19 protein-coding genes and 3 tRNA genes are annotated in these 22,000 nt (G+C 56.3%); 4 read left to right on the top strand and 18 right to left on the bottom strand.

Annotation, left to right across the window (positions count from 1 at the left end; translation table 11 throughout):
• The first annotated feature begins 186 nt into the window (after positions 1 to 186).
• Positions 187 to 1,461, top strand: a complete 1,275-nt coding sequence (locus WM95_RS02395; protein WP_063409008.1) for an MFS transporter — start codon at positions 187 to 189, stop codon at positions 1,459 to 1,461.
• A gap of 78 nt (positions 1,462 to 1,539) precedes the next feature.
• Here the strand turns inward: WM95_RS02395 and rlmB are convergent, their stop codons facing one another.
• The 14 genes from rlmB to nnr form a co-directional block, all read right to left on the bottom strand.
• The gene (gene rlmB, locus WM95_RS02390) at positions 1,540 to 2,274 is read right to left on the bottom strand and encodes a 23S rRNA (guanosine(2251)-2'-O)-methyltransferase RlmB (RefSeq protein WP_063409009.1); all 735 of its coding nucleotides are present in this window, start codon (positions 2,272 to 2,274) and stop codon (positions 1,540 to 1,542) included.
• 66 nt (positions 2,275 to 2,340) lie between these two features.
• Entirely contained in the window at positions 2,341 to 4,785 is a 2,445-nt protein-coding gene (rnr, locus tag WM95_RS02385; protein WP_063409010.1) for a ribonuclease R, read from the bottom strand.
• A gap of 38 nt (positions 4,786 to 4,823) precedes the next feature.
• Positions 4,824 to 5,249, bottom strand: a complete 426-nt coding sequence (gene nsrR, locus WM95_RS02380; RefSeq protein ID WP_023310139.1) for a nitric oxide-sensing transcriptional repressor NsrR — start codon at positions 5,247 to 5,249, stop codon at positions 4,824 to 4,826.
• A 192-nt stretch (positions 5,250 to 5,441) separates the two neighbouring features.
• Positions 5,442 to 6,740 (bottom strand): adenylosuccinate synthase, encoded by a 1,299-nt coding sequence (locus WM95_RS02375; protein ID WP_006178975.1) that lies wholly within the window; start codon positions 6,738 to 6,740, stop codon positions 5,442 to 5,444.
• 104 nt (positions 6,741 to 6,844) lie between these two features.
• Positions 6,845 to 7,042, bottom strand: a complete 198-nt coding sequence (locus tag WM95_RS02370; RefSeq protein WP_003855996.1) for a DUF2065 domain-containing protein — start codon at positions 7,040 to 7,042, stop codon at positions 6,845 to 6,847.
• Positions 7,043 to 7,113: 71 nt separating this feature from the next.
• The gene (hflC, locus tag WM95_RS02365; RefSeq protein ID WP_029740370.1) at positions 7,114 to 8,118 is read right to left on the bottom strand and encodes a protease modulator HflC; all 1,005 of its coding nucleotides are present in this window, start codon (positions 8,116 to 8,118) and stop codon (positions 7,114 to 7,116) included.
• A 2-nt stretch (positions 8,119 to 8,120) separates the two neighbouring features.
• Complete coding sequence (gene hflK / locus WM95_RS02360; protein WP_045402256.1) at positions 8,121 to 9,380, bottom strand: FtsH protease activity modulator HflK; 1,260 nt, start codon at positions 9,378 to 9,380, stop codon at positions 8,121 to 8,123.
• Positions 9,381 to 9,436: 56 nt separating this feature from the next.
• Positions 9,437 to 10,717, bottom strand: a complete 1,281-nt coding sequence (hflX, locus tag WM95_RS02355) for a ribosome rescue GTPase HflX (protein ID WP_023310136.1) — start codon at positions 10,715 to 10,717, stop codon at positions 9,437 to 9,439.
• A gap of 74 nt (positions 10,718 to 10,791) precedes the next feature.
• The gene (gene hfq, locus WM95_RS02350; RefSeq protein WP_008502919.1) at positions 10,792 to 11,103 is read right to left on the bottom strand and encodes an RNA chaperone Hfq; all 312 of its coding nucleotides are present in this window, start codon (positions 11,101 to 11,103) and stop codon (positions 10,792 to 10,794) included.
• 85 nt (positions 11,104 to 11,188) lie between these two features.
• Entirely contained in the window at positions 11,189 to 12,139 is a 951-nt protein-coding gene (miaA, locus tag WM95_RS02345; RefSeq protein WP_023310135.1) for a tRNA (adenosine(37)-N6)-dimethylallyltransferase MiaA, read from the bottom strand.
• Positions 12,132 to 13,976, bottom strand: a complete 1,845-nt coding sequence (gene mutL / locus WM95_RS02340; protein ID WP_063409011.1) for a DNA mismatch repair endonuclease MutL — start codon at positions 13,974 to 13,976, stop codon at positions 12,132 to 12,134. Before mutL ends, miaA begins: the two co-directional genes overlap by 8 nt.
• A gap of 9 nt (positions 13,977 to 13,985) precedes the next feature.
• Complete coding sequence (amiB, locus tag WM95_RS02335) at positions 13,986 to 15,323, bottom strand: N-acetylmuramoyl-L-alanine amidase AmiB (protein ID WP_063409012.1); 1,338 nt, start codon at positions 15,321 to 15,323, stop codon at positions 13,986 to 13,988.
• 16 nt (positions 15,324 to 15,339) lie between these two features.
• Complete coding sequence (gene tsaE / locus WM95_RS02330; RefSeq protein ID WP_013095283.1) at positions 15,340 to 15,801, bottom strand: tRNA (adenosine(37)-N6)-threonylcarbamoyltransferase complex ATPase subunit type 1 TsaE; 462 nt, start codon at positions 15,799 to 15,801, stop codon at positions 15,340 to 15,342.
• On the bottom strand, positions 15,794 to 17,317 hold the full coding sequence (gene nnr / locus WM95_RS02325; protein ID WP_063409013.1) for a bifunctional ADP-dependent NAD(P)H-hydrate dehydratase/NAD(P)H-hydrate epimerase: 1,524 nt from the start codon (positions 17,315 to 17,317) through the stop codon (positions 15,794 to 15,796). The genes tsaE and nnr overlap by 8 nt, the downstream gene beginning before the upstream one ends.
• On the opposite strand from nnr, the gene queG reads away from it, so the two are divergent.
• Positions 17,316 to 18,455, top strand: a complete 1,140-nt coding sequence (gene queG / locus WM95_RS02320) for a tRNA epoxyqueuosine(34) reductase QueG (RefSeq protein ID WP_063409014.1) — start codon at positions 17,316 to 17,318, stop codon at positions 18,453 to 18,455. The genes nnr and queG overlap by 2 nt on opposite strands.
• Positions 18,456 to 18,725: 270 nt before the next feature.
• Here queG and WM95_RS02315 read toward each other — a convergent pair.
• The 4 genes from WM95_RS02315 to orn all read right to left on the bottom strand — a co-directional run bounded on the left by WM95_RS02315 (position 18,726) and on the right by orn (position 19,767).
• Positions 18,726 to 18,801, bottom strand: a tRNA-Gly gene (locus WM95_RS02315).
• A 36-nt stretch (positions 18,802 to 18,837) separates the two neighbouring features.
• Positions 18,838 to 18,913: transfer RNA gene (locus WM95_RS02310), tRNA-Gly, on the bottom strand.
• Between the two features lie 36 nt (positions 18,914 to 18,949).
• Positions 18,950 to 19,025: transfer RNA gene (locus WM95_RS02305), tRNA-Gly, on the bottom strand.
• A 196-nt stretch (positions 19,026 to 19,221) separates the two neighbouring features.
• Positions 19,222 to 19,767, bottom strand: a complete 546-nt coding sequence (gene orn / locus WM95_RS02300) for an oligoribonuclease (protein WP_023310130.1) — start codon at positions 19,765 to 19,767, stop codon at positions 19,222 to 19,224.
• A gap of 107 nt (positions 19,768 to 19,874) precedes the next feature.
• Between orn and rsgA the strand changes: the two genes are divergently transcribed.
• Positions 19,875 to 20,927 (top strand): small ribosomal subunit biogenesis GTPase RsgA, encoded by a 1,053-nt coding sequence (gene rsgA, locus WM95_RS02295; RefSeq protein ID WP_059445167.1) that lies wholly within the window; start codon positions 19,875 to 19,877, stop codon positions 20,925 to 20,927.
• 97 nt (positions 20,928 to 21,024) lie between these two features.
• A complete protein-coding gene (gene asd / locus WM95_RS02290; RefSeq protein ID WP_029739893.1) occupies positions 21,025 to 21,993 on the top strand; it encodes an archaetidylserine decarboxylase in 969 nt (322 codons plus the stop codon).
• Positions 21,994 to 22,000 lie beyond the last annotated feature (7 nt).

Below are 22,000 nucleotides of genomic sequence, written 5' to 3'. Positions count from 1 at the left end.
TCCCTCCTTCAGTGGCAATGACGATAAGTATGGACAGACCGCGCACGCGCTGCATGGGAGGGGAGTCACACGTTCACGATCCCGCTGATATCATTCGTGAAATAGCTCACAGAACATAAGAATAAACTATTTCATGACTCCGCTTTTGTTGAATAATTTATTCTCACACCCTAAGTGAGGATCGTTATGCAACGGGACGCGCACAAGCGTGCATTAATTGCAGGCTCCATTGGTAACTTTATCGAGTGGTATGAGTTTGCGGTCTACGGTTTTCTGGCGACCGTGATTGCGAAAAACTTCTTCCAGCTTGAAGGAGAGGCGGGGCTGACCAGCCTGATCCTCACCTACGCCTCGTTTGCCATCGCCTTCTTCTTCCGCCCGCTGGGTGCGGTGGTGTTTGGCCGCATCGGCGACCGGATTGGCCGTAAGCCGACGCTAATCATCGTGCTGGTACTGATGACGCTCGCTACCGCCGCCATCGGCATTGTGCCGGTCTACGCCAGCATCGGAATTGCCGCGCCGCTGATTATTACGCTGCTGCGCATCCTGCAGGGGCTGTTCGCGGGCGGCGAGTACGGCGGTGCGGTCTCGCTGATGACGGAGTTCGCCCCGCGCGGCAAGCGTGGGCTCTATGGCGCGTGGCAGTCCTTTACCGTGGCGCTGGGACTGTTAGCGGGCGCTGGCATCGTGGCGCTGCTCTCCGCCCTTCTCACGCCTGAAGCTCTGCACGAGTGGGGCTGGCGCATTCCGTTCTTCCTGGCGCTACCCATGGGCGTTGTGGCGCTGTGGCTTCGCGTCAGCATGGAGGAGACGCCCAGCTTTGTGCAGCAGCAGGATAAACCGGCTGTCGCTCAGGCGGATACTGCCGCTACGCTCCGGGCCATCGTGATGGGGATTGGGCGCGTAATGGTCTGGTCTGCGGCGGGGTACACCTACCTGGTGATTATGCCGACCTATCTTCAGTCGGCGCTGCACACCGGGTTTAACCAGGCGCTGTTGATAGCGGTGATTTCGAATATTGGTTTTGCGCTGACCATCATTCCGTCGGGGATCCTGAGCGACCGGATCGGCCGCCGCACGGTGATGATTATCGCCACCGCGCTGCTGCTGATCCTCGCCCTGCCGCTGCTGAAAATCCTGCAGGCGGAGTCGAGTACGCTGGCGGTGAAGGCTGGTGTGGTACTGATTGCGGGCGGGCTGGTGGGCATGCTGGCGGGGCCGGGCCCGGCGATGCTGTCTGAGATGTTCCCGACGCGCGTGCGCTATACGGGGCTGGGGCTGGCCTACTCGTTGTCGAACGCGATTTTCTCGGGATGCGCAGGGCTAATCATTACCGGGCTGATTAAGCAGACGGGCAACCTGGATATTCCGGCGTATTACGTGATGGCGACGGCGGTAGTGAGTATTTTAGCGCTGATGACGCTGAGGAAGGATGACCATTTGCGGTCGTTAGAGGAGTGAGGTTGTCAACGTCTGGTGCCCTCTCCCACGGGGAGAAGGATAAAACACAAAAGGCCGTCCTGTGGACGGCCTTGCTGTTTATTCTCCGCGCTGACGCACCGCTTCAAACAGGCAGATGCCCGTTGCAACGGAAACGTTCAGGGACGACACGCTGCCCGCCATCGGGATGCTGATCAGCTCGTCGCAGTGCTCGCGGGTCAGACGACGCATGCCTTCGCCTTCCGCCCCCATCACCAGCGCCAGACGGCCGGTCATTTTGCTCTGGTACAGAGTATGATCCGCTTCACCGGCGGTACCGACGATCCAGATGTTCTCTTCCTGCAGCAGACGCATGGTGCGCGCGAGGTTGGTCACGCGGATCAGCGGAACGTTTTCCGCCGCGCCGCAGGCCACCTTCTTCGCCGTCGCGTTCAGCTGCGCGGAGCGATCTTTCGGCACGATCACCGCGTGCACGCCCGCCGCATCGGCGCTGCGCAGACACGCGCCGAGGTTATGCGGATCGGTAACGCCGTCGAGGATCAGGAAGAACAAATTCTCCAGCTCGGCGATCAGATCCGGCAGATCGTTTTCCTGATACTGACGACCCGGCTTCACGCGGGCAATGATCCCCTGGTGGACCGCGCCTTCGCTTTTCTCATCCAGGAACTGGCGGTTCGCCAGCTGAATCACCACGCCCTGCGCTTCCAGCGCGTGGATCAGCGGCATCAGACGCTTATCTTCACGCCCTTTCAGAATAAACACTTCCTGAAAACGCTCCGGTGCGCGCTCGAGAAGGGCCTGCACCGCGTGGATGCCGTAAATCATTTCACTCATTGATGGTTCTCGTAATAAGTATTTCCCCTCCCCCCGTTGGGGAGAGGGTCAGGTTGAGGGGAGAATTTACTCCGCCTGCTTTTTCTTGGCCGCGCGCTTCGCTTTGGTGGCGGCAGCGATTTTCTGCGTTTTCGCGGAAGGCTTTTTCGCTGAGCGGGCTTCTTTCTTCGCCGCCTTCGGCTTCTGTTTCTTCTCGCCGCGGAACGCGCTGTCCGGCTCGAAGTTTACCTTCTTGCCCGCCTGACGACGTTTACCGCCGCCCGGTTTACCGTTACCGGTTTTTTTCGCCCTTTCACGCTCGGTTTTACCGACGTTACGCGGCGCGCGCTCGCTGGAGATCAGGCTGAAGTCGATCTTACGGTCGTCCATATTCACGGCTTCGACCTTCACTTCCACACGGTCGCCCAGACGATACGTCTGGCCGCCAGATTCGCCAATCAGGCGCTGGCCGACCTGGTCGAAGCGGTAGTAGTCGTTATCCAGGCTGGAGACGTGCACCAGACCGTCGATGAACAGCTCGTCCAGACGAACGAAGAAACCAAAGCCGGTCACGCTGGCAATCACGCCTTTGAAGACGTTACCGACCTGATCGAGCATAAAGTCACACTTCAGCCAGTCCGCTACGTCGCGTGTTGCTTCATCGGCACGACGTTCGGCCATGGAGCAGTGCTGACCCAGCTGCAGCATCTCTTCCATCGAATAGTGGTAGCCACCGGTTTCGGTGGTGTTCCCTTTATGGCCCTGCTCCTGCGCCAGCAGATACTTGATCGCACGGTGTAGAGAGAGGTCAGGATAACGACGGATCGGCGAGGTGAAGTGGGCGTAAGACTGCAGCGCCAGGCCGAAGTGTCCGCGGTTTTCCGGATCGTAAATCGCCTGCTTCATGGAGCGCAGCAGCATCGTCTGCAGCATTTCTGCGTCAGGACGATCGCCGATGGACTCCAGCAGCTCGGCGTAATCGCGCGGCTCTGGCTTGTTGCCTCCAGGCAGTTCCAGACCCAGTTCAGCCAGCACGGAGCGGAACGACGTAATGGCTTCCGTGGTCGGCTTATCGTGAATACGGAACAGCGCTGGCTCTTTGGCTTTCTCGACGAAACGTGCCGCCGAGATATTCGCCAGGATCATACACTCTTCGATCAGCTTGTGCGCGTCGTTACGCTGGGTCTGCTCGATACGCTCAATGCGGCGTTCGGCGTTGAAGATGAATTTCGCCTCTTCACTCTCAAACGAGATCCCGCCGCGCTCTTCGCGCGCCTGATCCAGCGTTTTGTAAAGGTTATGCAGCTCTTCGATATGTTTGACCAGCGGCGCGTACTGTTCGCGCAGATCCTGGTCGCCCTGCAGCATATGCCAGACCTTGGTATAGGTCAGACGCGCGTGCGAGCTCATCACCGCTTCGTAGAATTTGTAGCCGGTTAAGCGCCCTTTGGTGGAGATGGTCATCTCGCAAACCATACAGAGGCGGTCAACCTGCGGGTTCAGGGAGCACAGACCGTTAGACAGCACTTCCGGCAGCATCGGCACGACCTGGGACGGGAAGTAGACCGAGGTGCCGCGGCTGCGGGCTTCGTTATCCAGCGGGGTGTGCGGACGGACGTAATAGCTTACGTCAGCGATAGCAACCCACAGACGCCAACCACCGCCGCGTTTTTTCTCACAGTATACGGCGTCATCAAAGTCGCGGGCGTCTTCGCCGTCGATAGTGACCAGCGGCAGATCGCGCAGATCCACGCGGCCCACTTTGGACTCTTCCGGCACTTCTTCGCGCAGGCTTTCGATCTGATCTTCAACCGCTTTCGGCCAGATGTACGGAATTTCATGGGTGCGCAATGCCATATCAACGGCCATCGTGGTGCCCATGTTATCGCCAAGCACTTCGACGATTTTACCTACCGCTTTGGTGCGACGGGTTGGGCGCTGGGTGAGTTCCACCACCACCACAAAGCCCATGCGGGCACCCATCACCTCTTCAGGTGGGATCAGAATGTCGAAGCTCAGACGGCTGTCGTCCGGCACCACGAAGCCCACGCCGGCGTCGGTAAAGTAGCGGCCGACGATCTGGCTGGTTTTTGGCACCAGAACGCGTACCACGCGCGCTTCGCGGCGACCTTTACGGTCAGCGCCCAGCGGCTGCGCCAGGATCTGGTCGCCGTGGATACACATCTTCATCTGCTCAGATGAGAGGTACAGATCGTCTTTACGGCCTTCCACGCGCAGGAAGCCGAAGCCATCGCGGTGACCAATGACGGTCCCTTTCAGCAGATCGAGACGTTCTGGCAGCGCGTAGCACTGGCGGCGGGTAAAGACCAGTTGCCCGTCGCGCTCCATCGCGCGCAGGCGGCGGCGAAGGGCTTCAATTTGCTCTTCACCTTCAATGTTTAATTCAACGGCAAGTTCTTCACGATTGGCGGGTTTTTCGCGTTTTGTTAAGTGTTCAATGATGAACTCGCGGCTAGGAATAGGATTCGCGTATTTTTCGGCTTCGCGTTCCTGGAAAGGATCATGTGACATGTCGGTTCCTCCGTTGTCAGCTCCGGTGGAAATTTTCTTCATTCCACCAGCAATAATTTATAAAGCGGTTGATTCTCTTCAACCAAATCGGCCAGCGTGTAGTTATCCAGTTCCATGAGAAAACTTTGCACGGCCTTTGAAAGCGCCTTTTTCAGGCGGCAAGCGGGCGTGATGTGGCAGAACTCGCTGCTGCAGTTCACCAGAGACAGCGGCTCCAGTTCACGTACCACATCGCCAACACGAATACTCTGTGCCGGTTTACCGAGACGGATCCCACCATTCTTCCCGCGGACGGCAGCAACGTATCCGGCACGACTAAGTTGATTGATTATTTTGACCATATGATTACGGGATACGCCGTAGACCTCTGTGACTTCAGAGATACTGGTCATCTTCCCATCGGGTAACGACGCCATGTAAATCAGCGCACGTAAGCCGTAATCGGTGAAACTTGTTAACTGCACATCAACCTCAGGAAAAAGGGAAAACGCGGTTAAACCGCAGAGATATTCATTAATGATGATAAACCAGCCAGATAGTGAGCGGCTAATTTATTTGACAGACGGGGCGAAAAAGCGGAGATCCAGGAGCGGTCGCCGGATGGCGCTACGCTTATCCGGCCTACGGGTCTCCCCGCAGGCCAGCAGTCACGAAGATTATGCGTCGAACGGGTCGCGCAGGATCATCGTTTCAGTACGATCCGGGCCGGTAGAAATAATATCGATCGGCACTTCGGTCAGTTCTTCAATACGCTTGATGTAATCCAGCGCCGCCTGCGGCAGGCCGCTACGCTCTTTCACACCGAAAGTGGTCTCAGACCAGCCCGGCATGGTTTCGTAGATTGGCTCAATGCCTTCCCAGTCGTCAGCAGCCAGCGGAGTGGTGGTCACTTCGCGGCCATCTGGCATACGGTAGCCTACGCAGATTTTCACTTCTTTCAGGCCGTCCAGTACGTCCAGCTTGGTCAGGCAGAAGCCAGACAGGGAGTTGATCTGCACTGCACGACGCACGGCAACCGCATCCAGCCAGCCGGTACGACGACGACGACCGGTGGTCGCGCCAAACTCGTTACCCTGCTTGCACAGGAACTCGCCGGTTTCATCAAACAGCTCGGTCGGGAATGGACCCGCCCCCACGCGAGTGGAGTACGCTTTGATGATGCCCAGCACGTAATCTACATAACGTGGACCCAGGCCAGAGCCGGTCGCCACGCCACCTGCCGTGGTGTTAGAGGACGTAACGTACGGATAGGTACCGTGGTCGATGTCCAGCAGCGTACCCTGCGCACCTTCGAACATGACGAAATCGCCACGCTTGCGCGCCTGGTCCAGCAGATCGGACACATCAACAACCATACCGGTCAGAATGTCAGCAATCGCCATGACGTCATCCAGCACTTTCTGGTAGTCAACAGCGTCAGCTTTGTAGAAGTTCACCAGCTGGAAGTTGTGATATTCCATCACTTCTTTCAGTTTTTCAGCGAAGGTTGCTTTGTCGAAGAGGTCACCCACGCGCAGACCGCGACGTGCAACTTTATCTTCGTAAGCCGGGCCGATACCACGACCGGTAGTGCCGATCGCTTTCGCGCCGCGCGCTTTCTCACGCGCTACGTCCAGCGCCACGTGATAATCCAGGATCAGCGGGCAGGCTTCGGAGAGCAGCAGACGCTCACGAACAGGGATACCACGGTCTTCCAGACCTTTCATCTCTTTCATCAGCGCAGCAGGAGACAGCACGACGCCGTTACCGATGATGCTGGTGACGTTTTCGCGAAGAATGCCTGATGGAATAAGATGGAGGACGGTTTTTTCACCGTTGATTACGAGAGTATGGCCTGCGTTGTGACCGCCCTGGTAGCGTACAACATATTTAGCCCGTTCAGTCAGAAGATCAACAATCTTCCCTTTACCTTCGTCACCCCATTGGGTGCCCAGTACGACGACGTTGTTACCCATTTTTTTCAAAATCACCGTTTGCTTAAAAATGGATTCTACCATCGCTTTTTCAGATATACAGCACTTTTTGACCTCAAAATACGCCGATTGTGCCTATTTTTTGATCAGCCAATCGTTTTCCTCAACATGTAGTAGATCACGATGCCCGCAACCACAAGACCGCCGCCAAAACGACGCAAAATATTATCCGGCAGCTGGCTCATCGTGGCGATCATTCGGCGCCAGGCGCGCGGATAAAGCATCGGTCCAAGACCTTCCAGCACCAGGACCAGGGCCAGTGCGAGCCAGATCGTTGAATTCATTTTTATTCCTTATAAAAGAAAACCACCGCTCCGTTGAGAGCGGTGGTTTGAATACTCAAACGAGCCTGAGTTTATCGCGTTGCGTTAGTCGGCGTCTTCATATAACGGAAGAAATCGCTGTCCGGGCTGAGCACCATGACATCCTGGTTGCTCTGGAAGCTATTCTCGTAAGCGCGCAGGCTACGGATAAAGGCGTAGAAGTCAGGATCCTGGCTGAAGGCATCAGCAAACAGCTTCGCCGCTTCGGCATCGCCTTCACCGCGCAGGATACGGCCCTGACGCTCAGATTCCGCCAGCGTCTTGGTGACTTCATAGTCTGCTGCTGCACGCAGCTTCTCAGCCTCTTCCTGGCCCTGTGAACGGTGACGACGGGCTACCGCCTCACGCTCGGCGCGCATACGGTTGTAAATCGCCTCGGACACTTCCGCCGGCAGGTTGATCTGCTTGATACGCACGTCAACCACTTCGATACCCAGCGCAGCCATACTGTTCGGGTTGATCACCGGCACTTTACCGTTAGTCTCCGCCTGAACGCGTTCAGCCGCTTTGGCAATCGCATCATCTGCTGCCGGCGTTGAAACTTCATCTTCCGTGCCCGCTGTACCGGAGTTCAGCGCATCGCGAACTTCCAGGGTCAGACGACCACGGGAGTCGGTCACGATGTCTTTCACATCCAGACGACCAATCTCGGAACGCAGACGGTCAGAGAACTTACGTTTAAGCAGCACTTCTGCCTGAGAAACGTCGCCGCCGCCCGTTGCCAGGAAGTAACGGCTGAAATCGCTGATGCGCCATTTGATATAGGAATCAACGATCAGGTCTTTCTTCTCTTTGGTCACGAAACGGTCGGCCTGGTTATCCATGGTCTGGATACGTGCATCCAGCGTTTTCACGGACTGAATGAACGGCACCTTGAAGTGCAGACCCGGCTCGTAAATCACCGGGCGTTTGTCGCCATCACGCACGACGCTGCTGAACTGGAACTTAATCCCACGCTCGCCTTCTTTCACCACAAAAATCGAGGTATAAAGCGCGACCAGTACGATGACGATGATCGCAATAACTGACTTACGCATCCTTATTCCCCCTGACGCTGGTAGTCGTTACGCTGCGCGTTAGCACGGCGTTGGTCCATAATGTCACCATCGTTCGAAGAAGGCGTTGTGTTCGTGCTGGCGCTGCCTGTTGAGGCTGGCGGCAGACGCAGCAGGTTGTTCGCGCCGCTGGTGTCGCCTTTCGCTGCTGGTGCAGAACCGCCTTTCAGCATCTGATCCAGCGGCAGAACCATCAGGTTTCCGCCTTTGTTGTCGTTAACCAACACTTTGCGGGTGTGGCTCAGCACTTTTTCCATGGTCTCGATATAGAGACGCTCACGGGTAATTTCCGGTGCCGCTTTATATTCCGGCAGGATCTTCGCGAAGCGGGCCACTTCACCCTGAGCTTCCAGGATGGTCTGCGTTTTATACGCGCGCGCTTCTTCCAGAATACGCTGCGCCTGACCGTTAGCGCGTGGCTGAACTTCGTTGGTGTACGCTTCTGCTTCACGGATGTACTGCTGTTCGTTTTCACGGGCAGCAATCGCATCGTCAAATGCAGCTTTCACCTCTTCCGGCGGACGCGCAGCCTGGAAGTTGACGTCCAGCAGGGTAATACCCATGTTGTACGGACGAATGGTCTCTTCCAGCTCGCGCTGGGTATCGCTACGAATAACGGTACGACCTTCGGTCAGAATACGGTCCATGGTATATTTACCGATCACACCGCGCAGGGCGCTGTCGGTCGCCTGACGCAGGCTGTCATCGGCGCTGGTCACGCTAAACAGATAACGCTCAGGATCGGTCACGCGGTACTGCACGTTCATCTCAACGCGCACCACGTTTTCGTCAGAAGTCAGCATCACGCCAGAGGCGGCCAGTTCACGGACGGATTCCACGTTTACCGCGGTCACGTCATCAATGAAGGTCGGCTTCCAGTTCAGACCCGGCTCAACCAGATGGCTGAACTTACCGAAACGGGTGACCACGCCGCGTTCTGCTTCTTTAATGGTGTAGAACCCGCTGGCTGCCCAGATGATGACTACCGCAGCGGCCACGATGCCCACTACGCGGCCACCCATTGGCGGGCGCGAACTCTGAGTGGAATTGCCACCCGAGCCAGAACCTTTTCCTCCGCCAAGGCCACCAAGCTTCTTGCTCAGTTTGCGGAAGATATCATCCAGATCCGGCGGCCCCTGCTCGCGACCACCTTTGTTGCCATTTCCCTCAGAGTTGCCGCCAGGTTTGCTGCTTCCCCACGGGTCGCGGTCTTGTCCGTTATTACCGGGCTGATTCCACGCCATGTATATGCTCCATATTTGTTATGCAAGGGCGAATTATTCAGGCATCCCCTTTCTGATCAGACGATATAGTCGACCAGCGCAGGTTCTTGTTTACAGAGGCGACGCCAGTCAACGATCGGCATACGCACCTGCATCCCCACGCTGCCGTCATCCTCCATCCACTCTTTTTCTATCGCCTGAAGCTGATAAAACCGGCTGCGCAGCCTGCCTTCCTGTGGCGGCAGTCGCAGCGTGTGCTGAGCTACCTCACCGGAAAGACGTTCTGTCAAAGCCTGGAAAAGCAGTGGCACACCAATACCGGTCTGGGCAGAAAGCCAGACCCGAATCGGTTTGTTTTCTTCATCTCTGTCGATACGCGGTTCGAAATCGTCCAGCATATCGATCTTGTTCATGACCAACAGCGTTGGGATCTCGTGGGCGTCGATCTCTTCGAGCACCACGTTCACCGCGTCGATGTTCTCCTGCACGCGCACGTCTGCCGCATCAATCACGTGCAGCAGCAGAGTCGCCTGTCGCGTCTCCTGCAGGGTGGCTTTAAACGCCGCCACCAGGTCATGCGGCAGGTGGCGGATAAACCCTACGGTATCCGCCAGCACCGTTTCACCAACGTCTGCAACGTCAATACGGCGCAGCGTAGGGTCCAGGGTCGCAAACAGCTGGTCTGCGGCATAAACCTGGGCCTCGGTTATCTGGTTAAACAGGGTGGATTTACCGGCGTTGGTATAGCCCACCAGCGACACCGTCGGGATGTCGGCTTTGGTTCGCGCCCGACGCCCCTGTTCGCGCTGTTTCTCTACACGTTCCAGACGTGAAAGGATCTGGGTAATTCGGCCACGCAGCAAACGACGGTCGGTTTCGAGCTGGGTTTCACCCGGGCCGCGCAAACCAATCCCGCCTTTTTGTCTTTCAAGGTGTGTCCAGCCACGCACCAGACGCGTTGCCAGATGGCGCAGCTGCGCCAGCTCAACCTGCAGTTTCCCTTCGTGGGTACGTGCACGCTGAGCAAAAATATCTAAAATCAAACCCGTGCGATCGATAACACGGCATTCGCAAAGGGCTTCCAGGTTGCGCTCCTGGGCTGGAGACAGCGCATGATCAAACAACACGACTGACGCGCCGGTTGCTTTTACGGCATCCGCAATTTCGACTGCTTTACCTTCACCAACAAAATACTTTGGGTGCGGCGCTTTACGGCTACCGGTAATCACCTGCATTGCTTCGACACCGGCGGAAGAGACCAGAGATTCAAACTCCTGGAGGTCTTCCATATCTTTGTCTTGCGAAAAATAGATGTGTACCAGCACCGCCTGCTCACCGGCATCATAACGGTCAAACAAGCGTAAACCTCTCTAAAAAGATCAGCGGGGAACGCAGGATCCCTGGCTCCCCGTGTGGATAACAGTGCGAAACCTTATTCGGTTTCGTCGCTGTCCTGCGCCGGCGTTGAAGAACCCTGCGCGTTGCTGCCATGATGGTAGTTACTACCAGTGCCGCCGCCAGCGTTATTGCTGTGATGAGATACCGGACGGGACGGAACAACAGTAGAAATAGCGTGCTTGTAGACCATCTGACTGACCGTGTTTTTCAACAGAATCACAAACTGATCGAAAGACTCAATCTGACCTTGCAGCTTAATACCATTCACCAAATAAATAGAAACTGGAACACGTTCCCGACGCAATGCGTTCAGGAACGGATCTTGTAAAGATTGCCCCTTAGCCATTCTATCTTTTCCTTATATGCTTGTTTTGTACTTAGAACCTTGCGATTCTGAAAAATTGCGCACGATACGTCTCAATTGTACACATTCAGTGAGCGATATCACCAACAACCTCAATCACTTCGTTTAACGCCTGTTGCGGTTTTTCACTGTCTAACCAGTGAACACCCTCCCAACCGCGCAACCAGGTGATCTGGCGCTTCGCTAACTGTCTCGTGGCGCAAACACCTCTATAAACCATTTCATCGTATGAAATCTCACCTTCAAGATACGACCACATCTGGCGGTATCCCACACAACGAATGGAAGGCATGTCCGTATGCAAATCTCCACGGGCAAATAGCGCCCGCACTTCTGCTTCAAAATCTGAAGCTAACATCTGATGAAAACGCTGCTCAATTCGCTGATGGAGCAGTTCACGGCTCGCCGGGGCGATGGCGAACTGATGCACCTGATACGGCAGAGCGTCTCCTGACGTTTGCGTCAGTTCCGTTAAAGTTTTACCCGAAATGAAAAAAACTTCCAGTGCCCGGGAAAGCCTTTGCGGATCATTTGGATGGATCCGTGCTGCTGCAACCGGGTCAATCTCCGCCAGTTGCTGATGCAAAACGTCCCAACCCTGCTCAGCCGCCTGCTGCTCAATTTTCGCTCTTATTTCCGGATCCGCGGATGGCAGAGGTGACAACCCCTCCAGCAACGCCTTGAAATAGAGCATGGTTCCGCCAACCAACAGCGGTATACGTCCCGCCGCCGTTATCTCGGCCATCTCGGCTAAGGCATCCCGACGGAAATCCGCTGCGGAGTACGCCTGAGCCGGGTCGAGAATATCCAGCAAACGGTGCGGTGCCGCACGCAGCTCTTCTGCGTCAGGCTTCGCCGTGCCGATGTCCATCCCTCGGTAGATGAGGGCGGAGTCGACGCTAATCAACTCTACAGGCAAAACTTTACGCAACTCAATGGCTAGCGCCGTTTTGCCGGAGGCCGTTGGGCCCATTAAAAAAATTGCCTTAGGCAGGCTCGCCTTACTTGCGTCAATCATGTTTCAGGGCGTTCATCGCCGTTTGTAAATCAACAGGTTGTAACAACCCACCCGGCGGCGTTTTCACCAGATGCGGACAGAGGCGTTCCACCTCCGCCAGCACGCTAATGGCCTGCGCCATACTCCACGGCGCGTGTTCGCTTGCCAGATGGCGGGCGATCCACTGCGCGGTGTTGGCGGCATCAAACGATGTTTGCTGCGCCAGGTAGCCTATCAGTTCAGGAATCAAGTTTTGTAAATTTTGTTGGCGTAAGGGTAAAGGCACTGCACGAATTGTCACATGTTGTGGTTCGAGCACAGTTTCAATACCCATTTGCGCCAGCTGCGGCTCTGCGCGCTGCAATACCCTTGTTTCATCAGGGGATATTTTCAGCCGAACCGGAATTAAGAGCGGCTGCGCGCAGGCTGCATTTTCGCCTGGCGTAAGCTGCACCTGCTTGAGCCAGCGTTCGGCGACCGGCAGTGCCAGAAGCATCAATTTGCCGTCACGTTCAAGCAGCGCCATATCCGGCGCGATAATTGTCAGCACCCGGCCAAAACTCTGGCTATGCCCGTCCAGAGAAGGCTGAGCGGGCGGAATGTGCTCTTTACGCTCCACGGCTGGCGTCTCCAGCAGCTTGCGGTACAACGTACCCTGCTGCTTCTGATAGCCCGGGTGGGCATTCGGGTAGTTCGCGCCCGTTGGCCGCGGTGCGCCCCCTGCCGGGGAGAAACGCGGGGCCTCCGGTTCACGCGCGACGGCAGGCTCAGCAAAATGATTGCGGCCCGCCGCGACACGGTTTTCCGGCAGCGGACGCGGTGCAGAAGTGTCGTTTTCAAGCGGCAGCGTTGGCGCTGCCTGCTGCTGCAACACGGCGGCCACGCCCTGATAAATGAAGTCGTGAACCAGACGCGACTGGTGGAACCGCACCTCATGCTTGGCTGGATGAACGTTTACATCCACCTGATGGGGATCGATTTCCAGATAAAGGACGAAAGCAGGCTGCTGATCGGCCCCGAGTTTGTCTTCGCAGGCCTGGCGAATCGCGTGATTGATGAGACGGTCGCGCATCATGCGGCCGTTCACGTAGCAATACTGAATTTCAGAGAACGCAGCACTGCTCGCATTTGGATCGGCAACCCAGCCTCGTAAAGCCAGATCGCCGTGCTGCCACTCAATGGCCAGAGCCTGTTCCAGGAACGGCGTACCGCAGATCGCCCCCAAACGACGCTCTTTCTGTCCGCCTTCCGCCACCGCACGGTACTGGCGCATCACCTTGCCGTTATGGCTGAGATTAATGGTGACATCGAAACGGGCCAGCGCAATACGGCGAATGATCTCGTCGATATGGCCGAACTCGGTCTTCTCGGTACGCATAAACTTGCGTCGGGCGGGGGTGTTGTAGAACAGATCCAGGACTTCCAGCGTCGTGCCGACAGGATGCGCCGCGGGTTTAACCGTCACATCCATATCGCGCCCTTCGGCGTAAGCCTGCCAGGCTTCCTGCTGTTCAGCGGTACGGGAGGTCAGCGTTAAGCGCGAAACGGAGCTGATACTGGCCAGCGCTTCGCCGCGAAAACCGAGGCTAATAATCGCTTCCAGATCGTCCAGAGAGGCGATTTTACTGGTAGCGTGACGAGCCAGCGCCAGCGCCAGCTCCTCTTTTTTAATGCCACAGCCGTTGTCGCGAATGCGGATAAGCTTCGCGCCACCGCGTTCGATATCAATATCGATGCGGGTTGCGCCCGCATCGAGGCTGTTTTCCACCAGCTCCTTCACCACCGACGCAGGGCGTTCCACCACCTCACCGGCGGCGATTTGGTTCGCGAGCTGCGGCGGTAGAACCTGAATCGGCATGAATTCTCCTTAGTTGGTCGCGGTCATCTCAACCGGCAGCGCTGCGCTGGCCGTCTGGGCAGAGCCGCTCTGTGGCGCAGCCTGCAGAGGATGCGCCTCAAAATATTTGCGTAAACCGTTATAAATCGCTTCGGCAATTTGCTGCTGATAGCTGTCGCTTCCCAACAGACGCTCTTCACCGTTGTTACTGATAAAGCCCGTCTCCACAAGGATGGACGGGATATCTGGCGAGCGCAGAACGCCGAGGCTGGCATGTTCCGGACGGCGTTTATGCAGCACGCCAACGCTTTGCAGCTGGTTCAATACGTTAGTGGCGACATCATACCCGACGCGCTGAGAATGACCGAACTGTAAATCCAGCACCGCCTGGCTGAGGTAAGGATCGGACTGGCTGTTCGCCAGCACGTCGCCCGCGCCGCCTAACAGTTCAGACTGCTTCTCATGCTCTTCCAGCCAGTTGGCCATTTCGCTGTTAGCGCGACGGTTCGACAGCACCCAAACCGAGGCGCCGGTGGCGCTACGATTCGGTGCGGCGTCCGCATGAATGGAGACCAGGAAGTTCGCGTTTTGCTTACGCGCAACGTCCGAGCGTCCCATTACGGAGATAAAGTAGTCCCCGTCGCGGGTCAACACGCCTTTAAACATAGGGTCGTCATTGAGCAGCGAACGCAGTTTACGCGCGATTGCGATAGTCACGTTTTTTTCTCGCGTGCCGCCAGGGCCAATCGCCCCCGGATCTTCCCCACCGTGACCCGCATCAATGGCGATAATCACTTTGTCACCGCTGACCGTCGCGCGTCGCGCGCTGGCCGCCGGACGCGTCACCGTATTGCTGCTGGTTGCCGCGGTAATGCGATCGTTCTGCGATTTAAACGGATTACGTGCAGGTTCAGAAGGACGCGGCGTATACACCGGTTCTTCCACGCGCTTCGCTACGACCGGCGGCGGTGGAGGCGGCGGCGCGTCGGCATTGATGGTAAACACCACCGTATAGTTCGCCCCGTTTTGCTGCTTCACCGCCTTCGTTTTGCCCTTTTCGGTCAGATCAACCACCAGGCGTAACGACTGGCTATCCTGCGGCGTTCCCGAACGAATACTTTTCACAAGGTTGTTACCGCTGAACCGCAGCGGTAGCCCCTGGATCACGCCTGTTTGTTTGATATCCAGCGCCACGCTGTGGCTGTCTGGCTGTGAAAACGCATATTCAGGATCGCCCATAAAGCTGAACGTGATCCGGGCCTGGCTTTCGCCGTTTGATACCTGAATATCTGAGAGGTTTGCCGCCCCGGCCTGCGCGCACAGCAGCACGGTGGCAGCCAACAACCAACCTTTAACGCGATTTATCATCCCGTCATCCCTACGCTTAACCGGCCAGTCGCGCCAGTAAGGAACTGCCTGATGAGGAAACAGCACTGATGCGTGCCTCACGCCCTTGTGCCTGGTAATCTAAGTGAATTTCGACATCCGGGTCAGGCAGCACACCCGCACCTTGTTGCGGCCACTCCACCAGGCAAATGGCGTCGTTGGCAAAATAATCACGGATCCCCATAAATTCCAGCTCCTCAGGATCCGCAAGGCGGTATAAATCGAAGTGGTACACCATGAGATTTTCAAGGGTGTACGGTTCAACCAGCGTGTAGGTGGGGCTTTTCACATTCCCGTTATGCCCTAACGCCTGCAAAAAACCCCGGCTGAAGGTGGTTTTACCCGCACCTAAATCACCATACAGATAAATGACGGTTGCCCCCTGACAGGCCTGCGCCACGCGCTTGCCGAGTTCTAAAGTGGCTTGTTCATCAGGTAAAGGAATCGCTCGATTAGTCATTTTCTACGTCAATCACATCCGGGTTAACAACACGCCGCAGCGTGCAAAAAAGATCGGTGGCCAGCATGCCGCGTGAACCGTAACGCGCGGCCAGTTTATCCGCCGCGACACCGTGGGCCACGCAGCCCGCGCAGGCTGCATCATAAAGGGGAAGTTTCTGTCCAAGCAATGCGCCAATGATGCCGGAAAGCACATCGCCCATGCCGCCGCTTGCCATGCCCGCATTTCCGGCATCGATAATGCCCTGCGTCTCGTCACTGGCGACAACGGTTCCTGCCCCTTTCAAAACAGCAACACCTCCGTAACGTTTTACCAGACGCTGAGCAGAAAGTAAGCGATCGCTTTCGATTTCTGCCACGCTGCAGTTAAGCAGGCGCGCGGCTTCGCCGGGGTGTGGCGTCAGAATGCGATTGTGACGCTTATCGGGGTTTATTGCCAGAAGGTTAAGCGCGTCGGCATCCCACAGCATCGGTTTACGAAAATTCTCGACCTTTTGAAGGGCCTGTTTACCCCATGCCTGCTGTCCAAGCCCGGGGCCGATCGCCACCACGTCCGCCCATTCCAGGCTTTCTTCAAGCGACTGAGGCGTAAGCTCATGGACCATCAGCTCCGGTCGGGCCGTAACGATCGGCGCTATATTCTCAATGCGAGTGAGTACTCGCACTAATCCGGCACCGCAGCGCAGAGCCGCCTCGCCGGTCATGCGAATCGCACCTGCCGTACCACGATCGCCGCCAATAATCACCAGCCTGCCGTGATCGCCCTTATGGGACGTTGGTCGGCGCGGCGGGAGCCACGCTGCAAGCTGCGACGCATCAAAACGCGCGAGGTACGTTTCCTGCCCGGCCAGCCAGCTCTCCAGCCCCAGCGAATGGTGGTGCAAAACGCCAACGACGTCTCGTGCTTTACCGGTCAGTAGCCCCGGCTTGAGGGCGATGAAGGTTACCGTATGTGCAGCCTGAATGACCGCTCCCGGCGTCGCGCCGGTTTGTGCGATCAGGCCTGAGGGAATATCCAGGGCGACGACCGGCGCGGAGTGTCTGTTAGCGTGTTCAATCAGGGCGGCAATGTTCTCGCGAGGCGCACTGCGTAGCCCGGTACCCAGCAGACCGTCAACAATCAGATCCACCTCTTCCGGCCAGACGATATCAGGCGCATGAATCACACCGCCTGCGTTAAGCCACGCCTCCCGCGCCGCGCTGGCCTCTTCAGGCAGCGGTTTATCACTCTCCAGGGCCAGCAACGTCACGCGGATACCTGCCGCAACCGCGAGACGGGCGACGACGTAGCCGTCGCCGCCGTTATTGCCGTGACCGCACAGAATCAGCCAGCGGGCGGCCTGAGGGTACGCGCTGCGGGCAACATTAAACGCCGCCTCACCCGCGCGCAGCATCAGTTCATAAAGGGTAATCCCGAGGCTGTCTGCGGCCTCTTTTTCGGCGCGCCGGAGGTCATCCGCATGCCAGATGGAATGTGGTATACTTGCGGGGTTTTTCTTCACCGTATGGTCCGTCATGTCACAGCCCCTCGATCTCAATGAATTAGCGCAAAAAATAAAACAGTGGGGTGCTGAGCTTGGCTTCCAGAAGGTGGGTATTACCGATACCGACCTTTCCGCCAGCGAGCCAAAACTGCAGGCCTGGCTGGACAAACAATACCACGGCGAAATGGAGTGGATGGCGCGTCATGGCATGATGCGCGCCCGCCCTCACGAGCTTTTGCCGGGCACATTACGCGTCATCAGCGTGCGCATGAACTATCTGCCCGCCAACGCGGCCTTTGCGCGCACGCTAAAAAATCCCTCTCTGGGTTACGTCAGCCGGTACGCCCTGGGGCGTGATTACCATAAGCTCTTGCGTAACCGTTTAAAAAAACTCGGGGAAACTATTCAGCAGCACTGTGTTTCGCTGAATTTTAGACCCTTTGTCGATTCTGCGCCTATTCTTGAGCGCCCGATCGCCGAAAAAGCCGGGCTTGGCTGGACAGGTAAGCACTCACTTATCCTCAGCCGCGACGCCGGTTCGTTCTTCTTTCTGGGTGAACTGCTGATTGATTTACCGCTGCCGGTAGACGGCCCGGTAGAGGAAGGCTGCGGCCGCTGCGTGGCCTGCATGACCATCTGCCCGACGGGTGCCATCGTCGAGCCTTACACCGTTGATGCGCGCCGCTGCATCTCCTACCTCACTATCGAACTGGAAGGGGCCATTCCAGAGGAATTTCGACCGCTTATCGGCAACCGCATCTACGGCTGCGACGACTGCCAGCTGATCTGCCCGTGGAACCGCTATTCGCAGCTCACGGACGAAGAGGATTTCAGCCCGCGTAAGGCGCTGCATGCGCCGCAGCTCGTTGAGCTGTTCGCCTGGACCGAAGCCTGGTTCCTGAAAGTGACGGAAGGTTCGGCCATTCGCCGTATCGGTCATCTGCGCTGGCTGCGTAATGTTGCCGTCGCGCTGGGTAATGCTCCGTGGAATGAAGCCAATATTCGGGCGCTTGAAAGCCGTAGAGGTGAGCACCCACTTCTTGATGAGCACATAGAATGGGCGATTGCGCAGCAAATAGAGAAGCGTAATGCCTGCGCGATCGAGGTGCAGCTACCGAAGAAACAGCGTCTGGTGCGGGTGATTGAAAAAGGGCTTCCGCGGGATGCCTGAACTATTCACAGCCTGTGAATAAAATTACAAACTCAAGCGCCATCTGGGCTGGAGAAGAGGTCAAGTGATCTCAATAACATTTTGAAATGAAAATTTATTTACTAAATACAGCACGTTACAAAGATATTATTCACCCTGCTAAGCTTTAACCCTGTTACGGTTAAGCGTAGTTTCTGTGGATAACTCTGTTCACAATAGTATTTCAGAGACAATAGAAAACGTCCCCAACGACTCTTTTCGCTGTGGATATTTTAGAGATTAAGAAGAATTTGGAGCGGGAAACGAGACTCGAACTCGCGACCCCGACCTTGGCAAGGTCGTGCTCTACCAACTGAGCTATTCCCGCTTGGGTGGTCCGTGCTTTGGAAGCACTTTCAAATTTTGGAGCGGGAAACGAGACTCGAACTCGCGACCCCGACCTTGGCAAGGTCGTGCTCTACCAACTGAGCTATTCCCGCTTGGGTGGTCCGTGCTTTGGAAGCACTTTCAAATTTTGGAGCGGGAAACGAGACTCGAACTCGCGACCCCGACCTTGGCAAGGTCGTGCTCTACCAACTGAGCTATTCCCGCAAATCTGCACTGCTTTTGTTGCTGTCGTAACGTGTAATTCTCTGTCGTTACGGGAGGCGCATTATACGAGAAATCCTTTTAGCTGCAACCCCCCTTAAAGCGATTTTTTCGAAATTAAGTTCAAATGCTTAATTAATCGGCAAGCTGAACAATTTAACGACAAAAACCCGGCCACGCAAGGCGCCGGATCGCAAAATCACAGCTTAATAAAGTTTTCGCGGTAGTAGGAAAGCTCCGCCACGGACTCACGGATATCGTCCATCGCCTGGTGAGTCCCCTGCTTTTTAAAGCCATCGAGGATTTCAGGCTTCCAGCGACGCGCCAGCTCTTTCAGGGTGCTGACATCCAGATAGCGGTAGTGGAAATATGACTCCAGCTCCGGCATGTACTTAAACAGGAAACGGCGATCCTGGCCGATGCTATTCCCACAGATAGGCGATTTGCCTGCCGGAACCCACTGTTTCAGGAACTCAAGCGTCGCCAGCTCCGCCTCGCGATCGCCGAACGTGCTCGCCTTCACGCGCTCCACCAGGCCACTGCCGGTGTGGGTGCGCACGTTCCATTCATCCATCAAAGCCAGCTGGTCGTCGGACTGGTGCACTGCAATCGTTGGCCCTTCAGCCAGGATATTCAGGTTAGCGTCCGTCACCAGCGTTGCAATTTCAATGATGCGATCGCGCTCGGGATCCAGCCCGGTCATTTCGAGATCGATCCAAATCAGGTTGTTTTCATCCGCGCTCATGTTATTTTCCACCCTTCTCGCATAACCGGCAGTAGCAGGTTAACTAGTATTAATTAGAGTGTATCATAGAGGTTTTGCCCCTTACGGGCGACCAGGAGCCAGCGCGATTGAGTAAAAATAAACTCTCCAAAGGGCAGCAGCGCCGCGTAAACGCCAACCACCAGCGCCGTCTTAAAACCACTTCGGAGAAGCCGGATTATGACGACAACCTGTTTGGTGAAGCGACAGAAGGCGTAGTCATCAGCCGTTTCGGTATGCATGCCGATGTCGAATCCGCCGACGGGGATATCCACCGTTGTAATATCCGTCGCACCATCCGTTCACTGGTTACCGGCGATCGCGTGGTCTGGCGACCGGGTAAAGAGGCGGCGGAAGGCGTTACGGTAAAAGGTATCGTTGAAGCGGTTCATGAGCGCACGTCCGTTTTAACCCGCCCCGATTTCTACGACGGGGTCAAACCCATTGCCGCCAACATTAACCAGATCGTCATTGTTTCGGCGATTTTACCTGAGCTTTCTCTCAACATTATCGACCGATACCTCGTCGCCTGCGAAACGCTGCAGGTTGAACCGGTTATCGTGTTGAACAAAATCGATCTGCTGGATGACGACGGCATGGCCTTCGTGAATGAGCAGATGGATATCTACCGCAAGATTGGTTACCGCGTGCTGATGGTCTCCAGCCACACCAAAGATGGCCTTAAACCGCTGGAAGAGGCGCTGACCGACCGTATCAGCATCTTTGCGGGCCAGTCCGGCGTGGGTAAATCGAGCCTGCTGAACAACCTGCTTGGCCTCCAGCAAGAGATCCTGACCAACGATGTGTCCAACGTCTCTGGCCTGGGCCAGCACACCACCACCGCCTCGCGTCTGTATCATTTCCCGCACGGCGGCGACGTGATCGACTCCCCGGGCGTGCGTGAGTTCGGTTTGTGGCACCTTGAGCCGGAACAAATCTTTAACGGATTTGTCGAATTCCATGATTATTTAGGCGCTTGTAAATACCGCGACTGTAAACACGATAACGACCCTGGCTGCGCTATCCGTGAAGCGGTTGAGAAAGGCGAGATCGCGGAAACCCGCTTCGAGAATTACCACCGTATTCTTGAGAGCATGGAAGACGTAAAAACGCGTAAAAACTTTTCTGATTCTGATAACTGACAACTAAGCTAAGCATCGCTAAAATCGTCCCCTTTTTTCAGGTTCCGGCGGCTTAACGCCGGATCAGGAACGACAAAACAATGGCCTGGAGGCTACCTTGTTAAACGCATTTAAACTTTCGCTTCAATACATTCTGCCAAAACTGTGGCTCACTCGCCTGGCGGGCTGGGGCGCAAGCAAACGCGCGGGCTGGCTGACCAAACTGGTCATCGACCTTTTCGTAAAATATTACAAGGTCGATATGAAAGAGGCGCAAAAGCCGGATACCGCCAGCTACCGCACCTTCAACGAGTTCTTCGTACGCCCATTGCGTGACGAAGTGCGCCCGCTGAACACCGATCCTAACGTCCTGGTGATGCCGGCAGACGGCGTGATCAGCCAGTTGGGTAACATCGAAGACGACAAAATCCTGCAGGCGAAGGGCCATAATTACAGTCTGGAAGCGCTGCTGGCGGGTAACTACCTGATGGCGGATCTGTTCCGTAACGGTACGTTTGCCACCACCTATCTGTCACCGCGCGACTACCATCGCGTGCATATGCCGTGTAACGGTATCCTGCGTGAAATGATTTACGTCCCGGGCGACCTGTTCTCCGTAAACCACCTGACCGCGCAGAACGTGCCGAACCTGTTTGCCCGTAACGAGCGCGTCATCTGTCTGTTCGATACTGAATTTGGCCCTATGGCGCAGATTCTGGTCGGTGCAACCATCGTAGGCAGCATCGAAACCGTCTGGGCCGGCACCATCACCCCACCGCGCGAAGGCGTGATCAAACGCTGGACCTGGCCTGCCGGTGAAGCGGAAGGCTCGGTGGCCCTGCTGAAAGGTCAGGAGATGGGTCGCTTCAAGCTGGGCTCTACCGTAATCAACCTGTTTGCGCCGGGCAAAGTGAAGCTGGCTGAACAGCTCGAAAGCCTGTCGGTCACCAAACTGGGCCAGCCGCTGGCGGTCTCTACTGAAACCTTCGTGACGCCGGATGCAGAACCTGCTCCTCTGTCACAGGAAGAGATTAACGCCGAGCACGACGCCAGCCCGCTGGTTGACGACAAAAAAGACGAAGGCTAACAACAGA

This window comes from Enterobacter cloacae complex sp. ECNIH7, from assembly GCF_002208095.1.
Lineage (GTDB): Bacteria > Pseudomonadota > Gammaproteobacteria > Enterobacterales > Enterobacteriaceae > Enterobacter > Enterobacter cloacae_M.
This window is presented reverse-complemented; position numbering and strand designations above follow the sequence as displayed.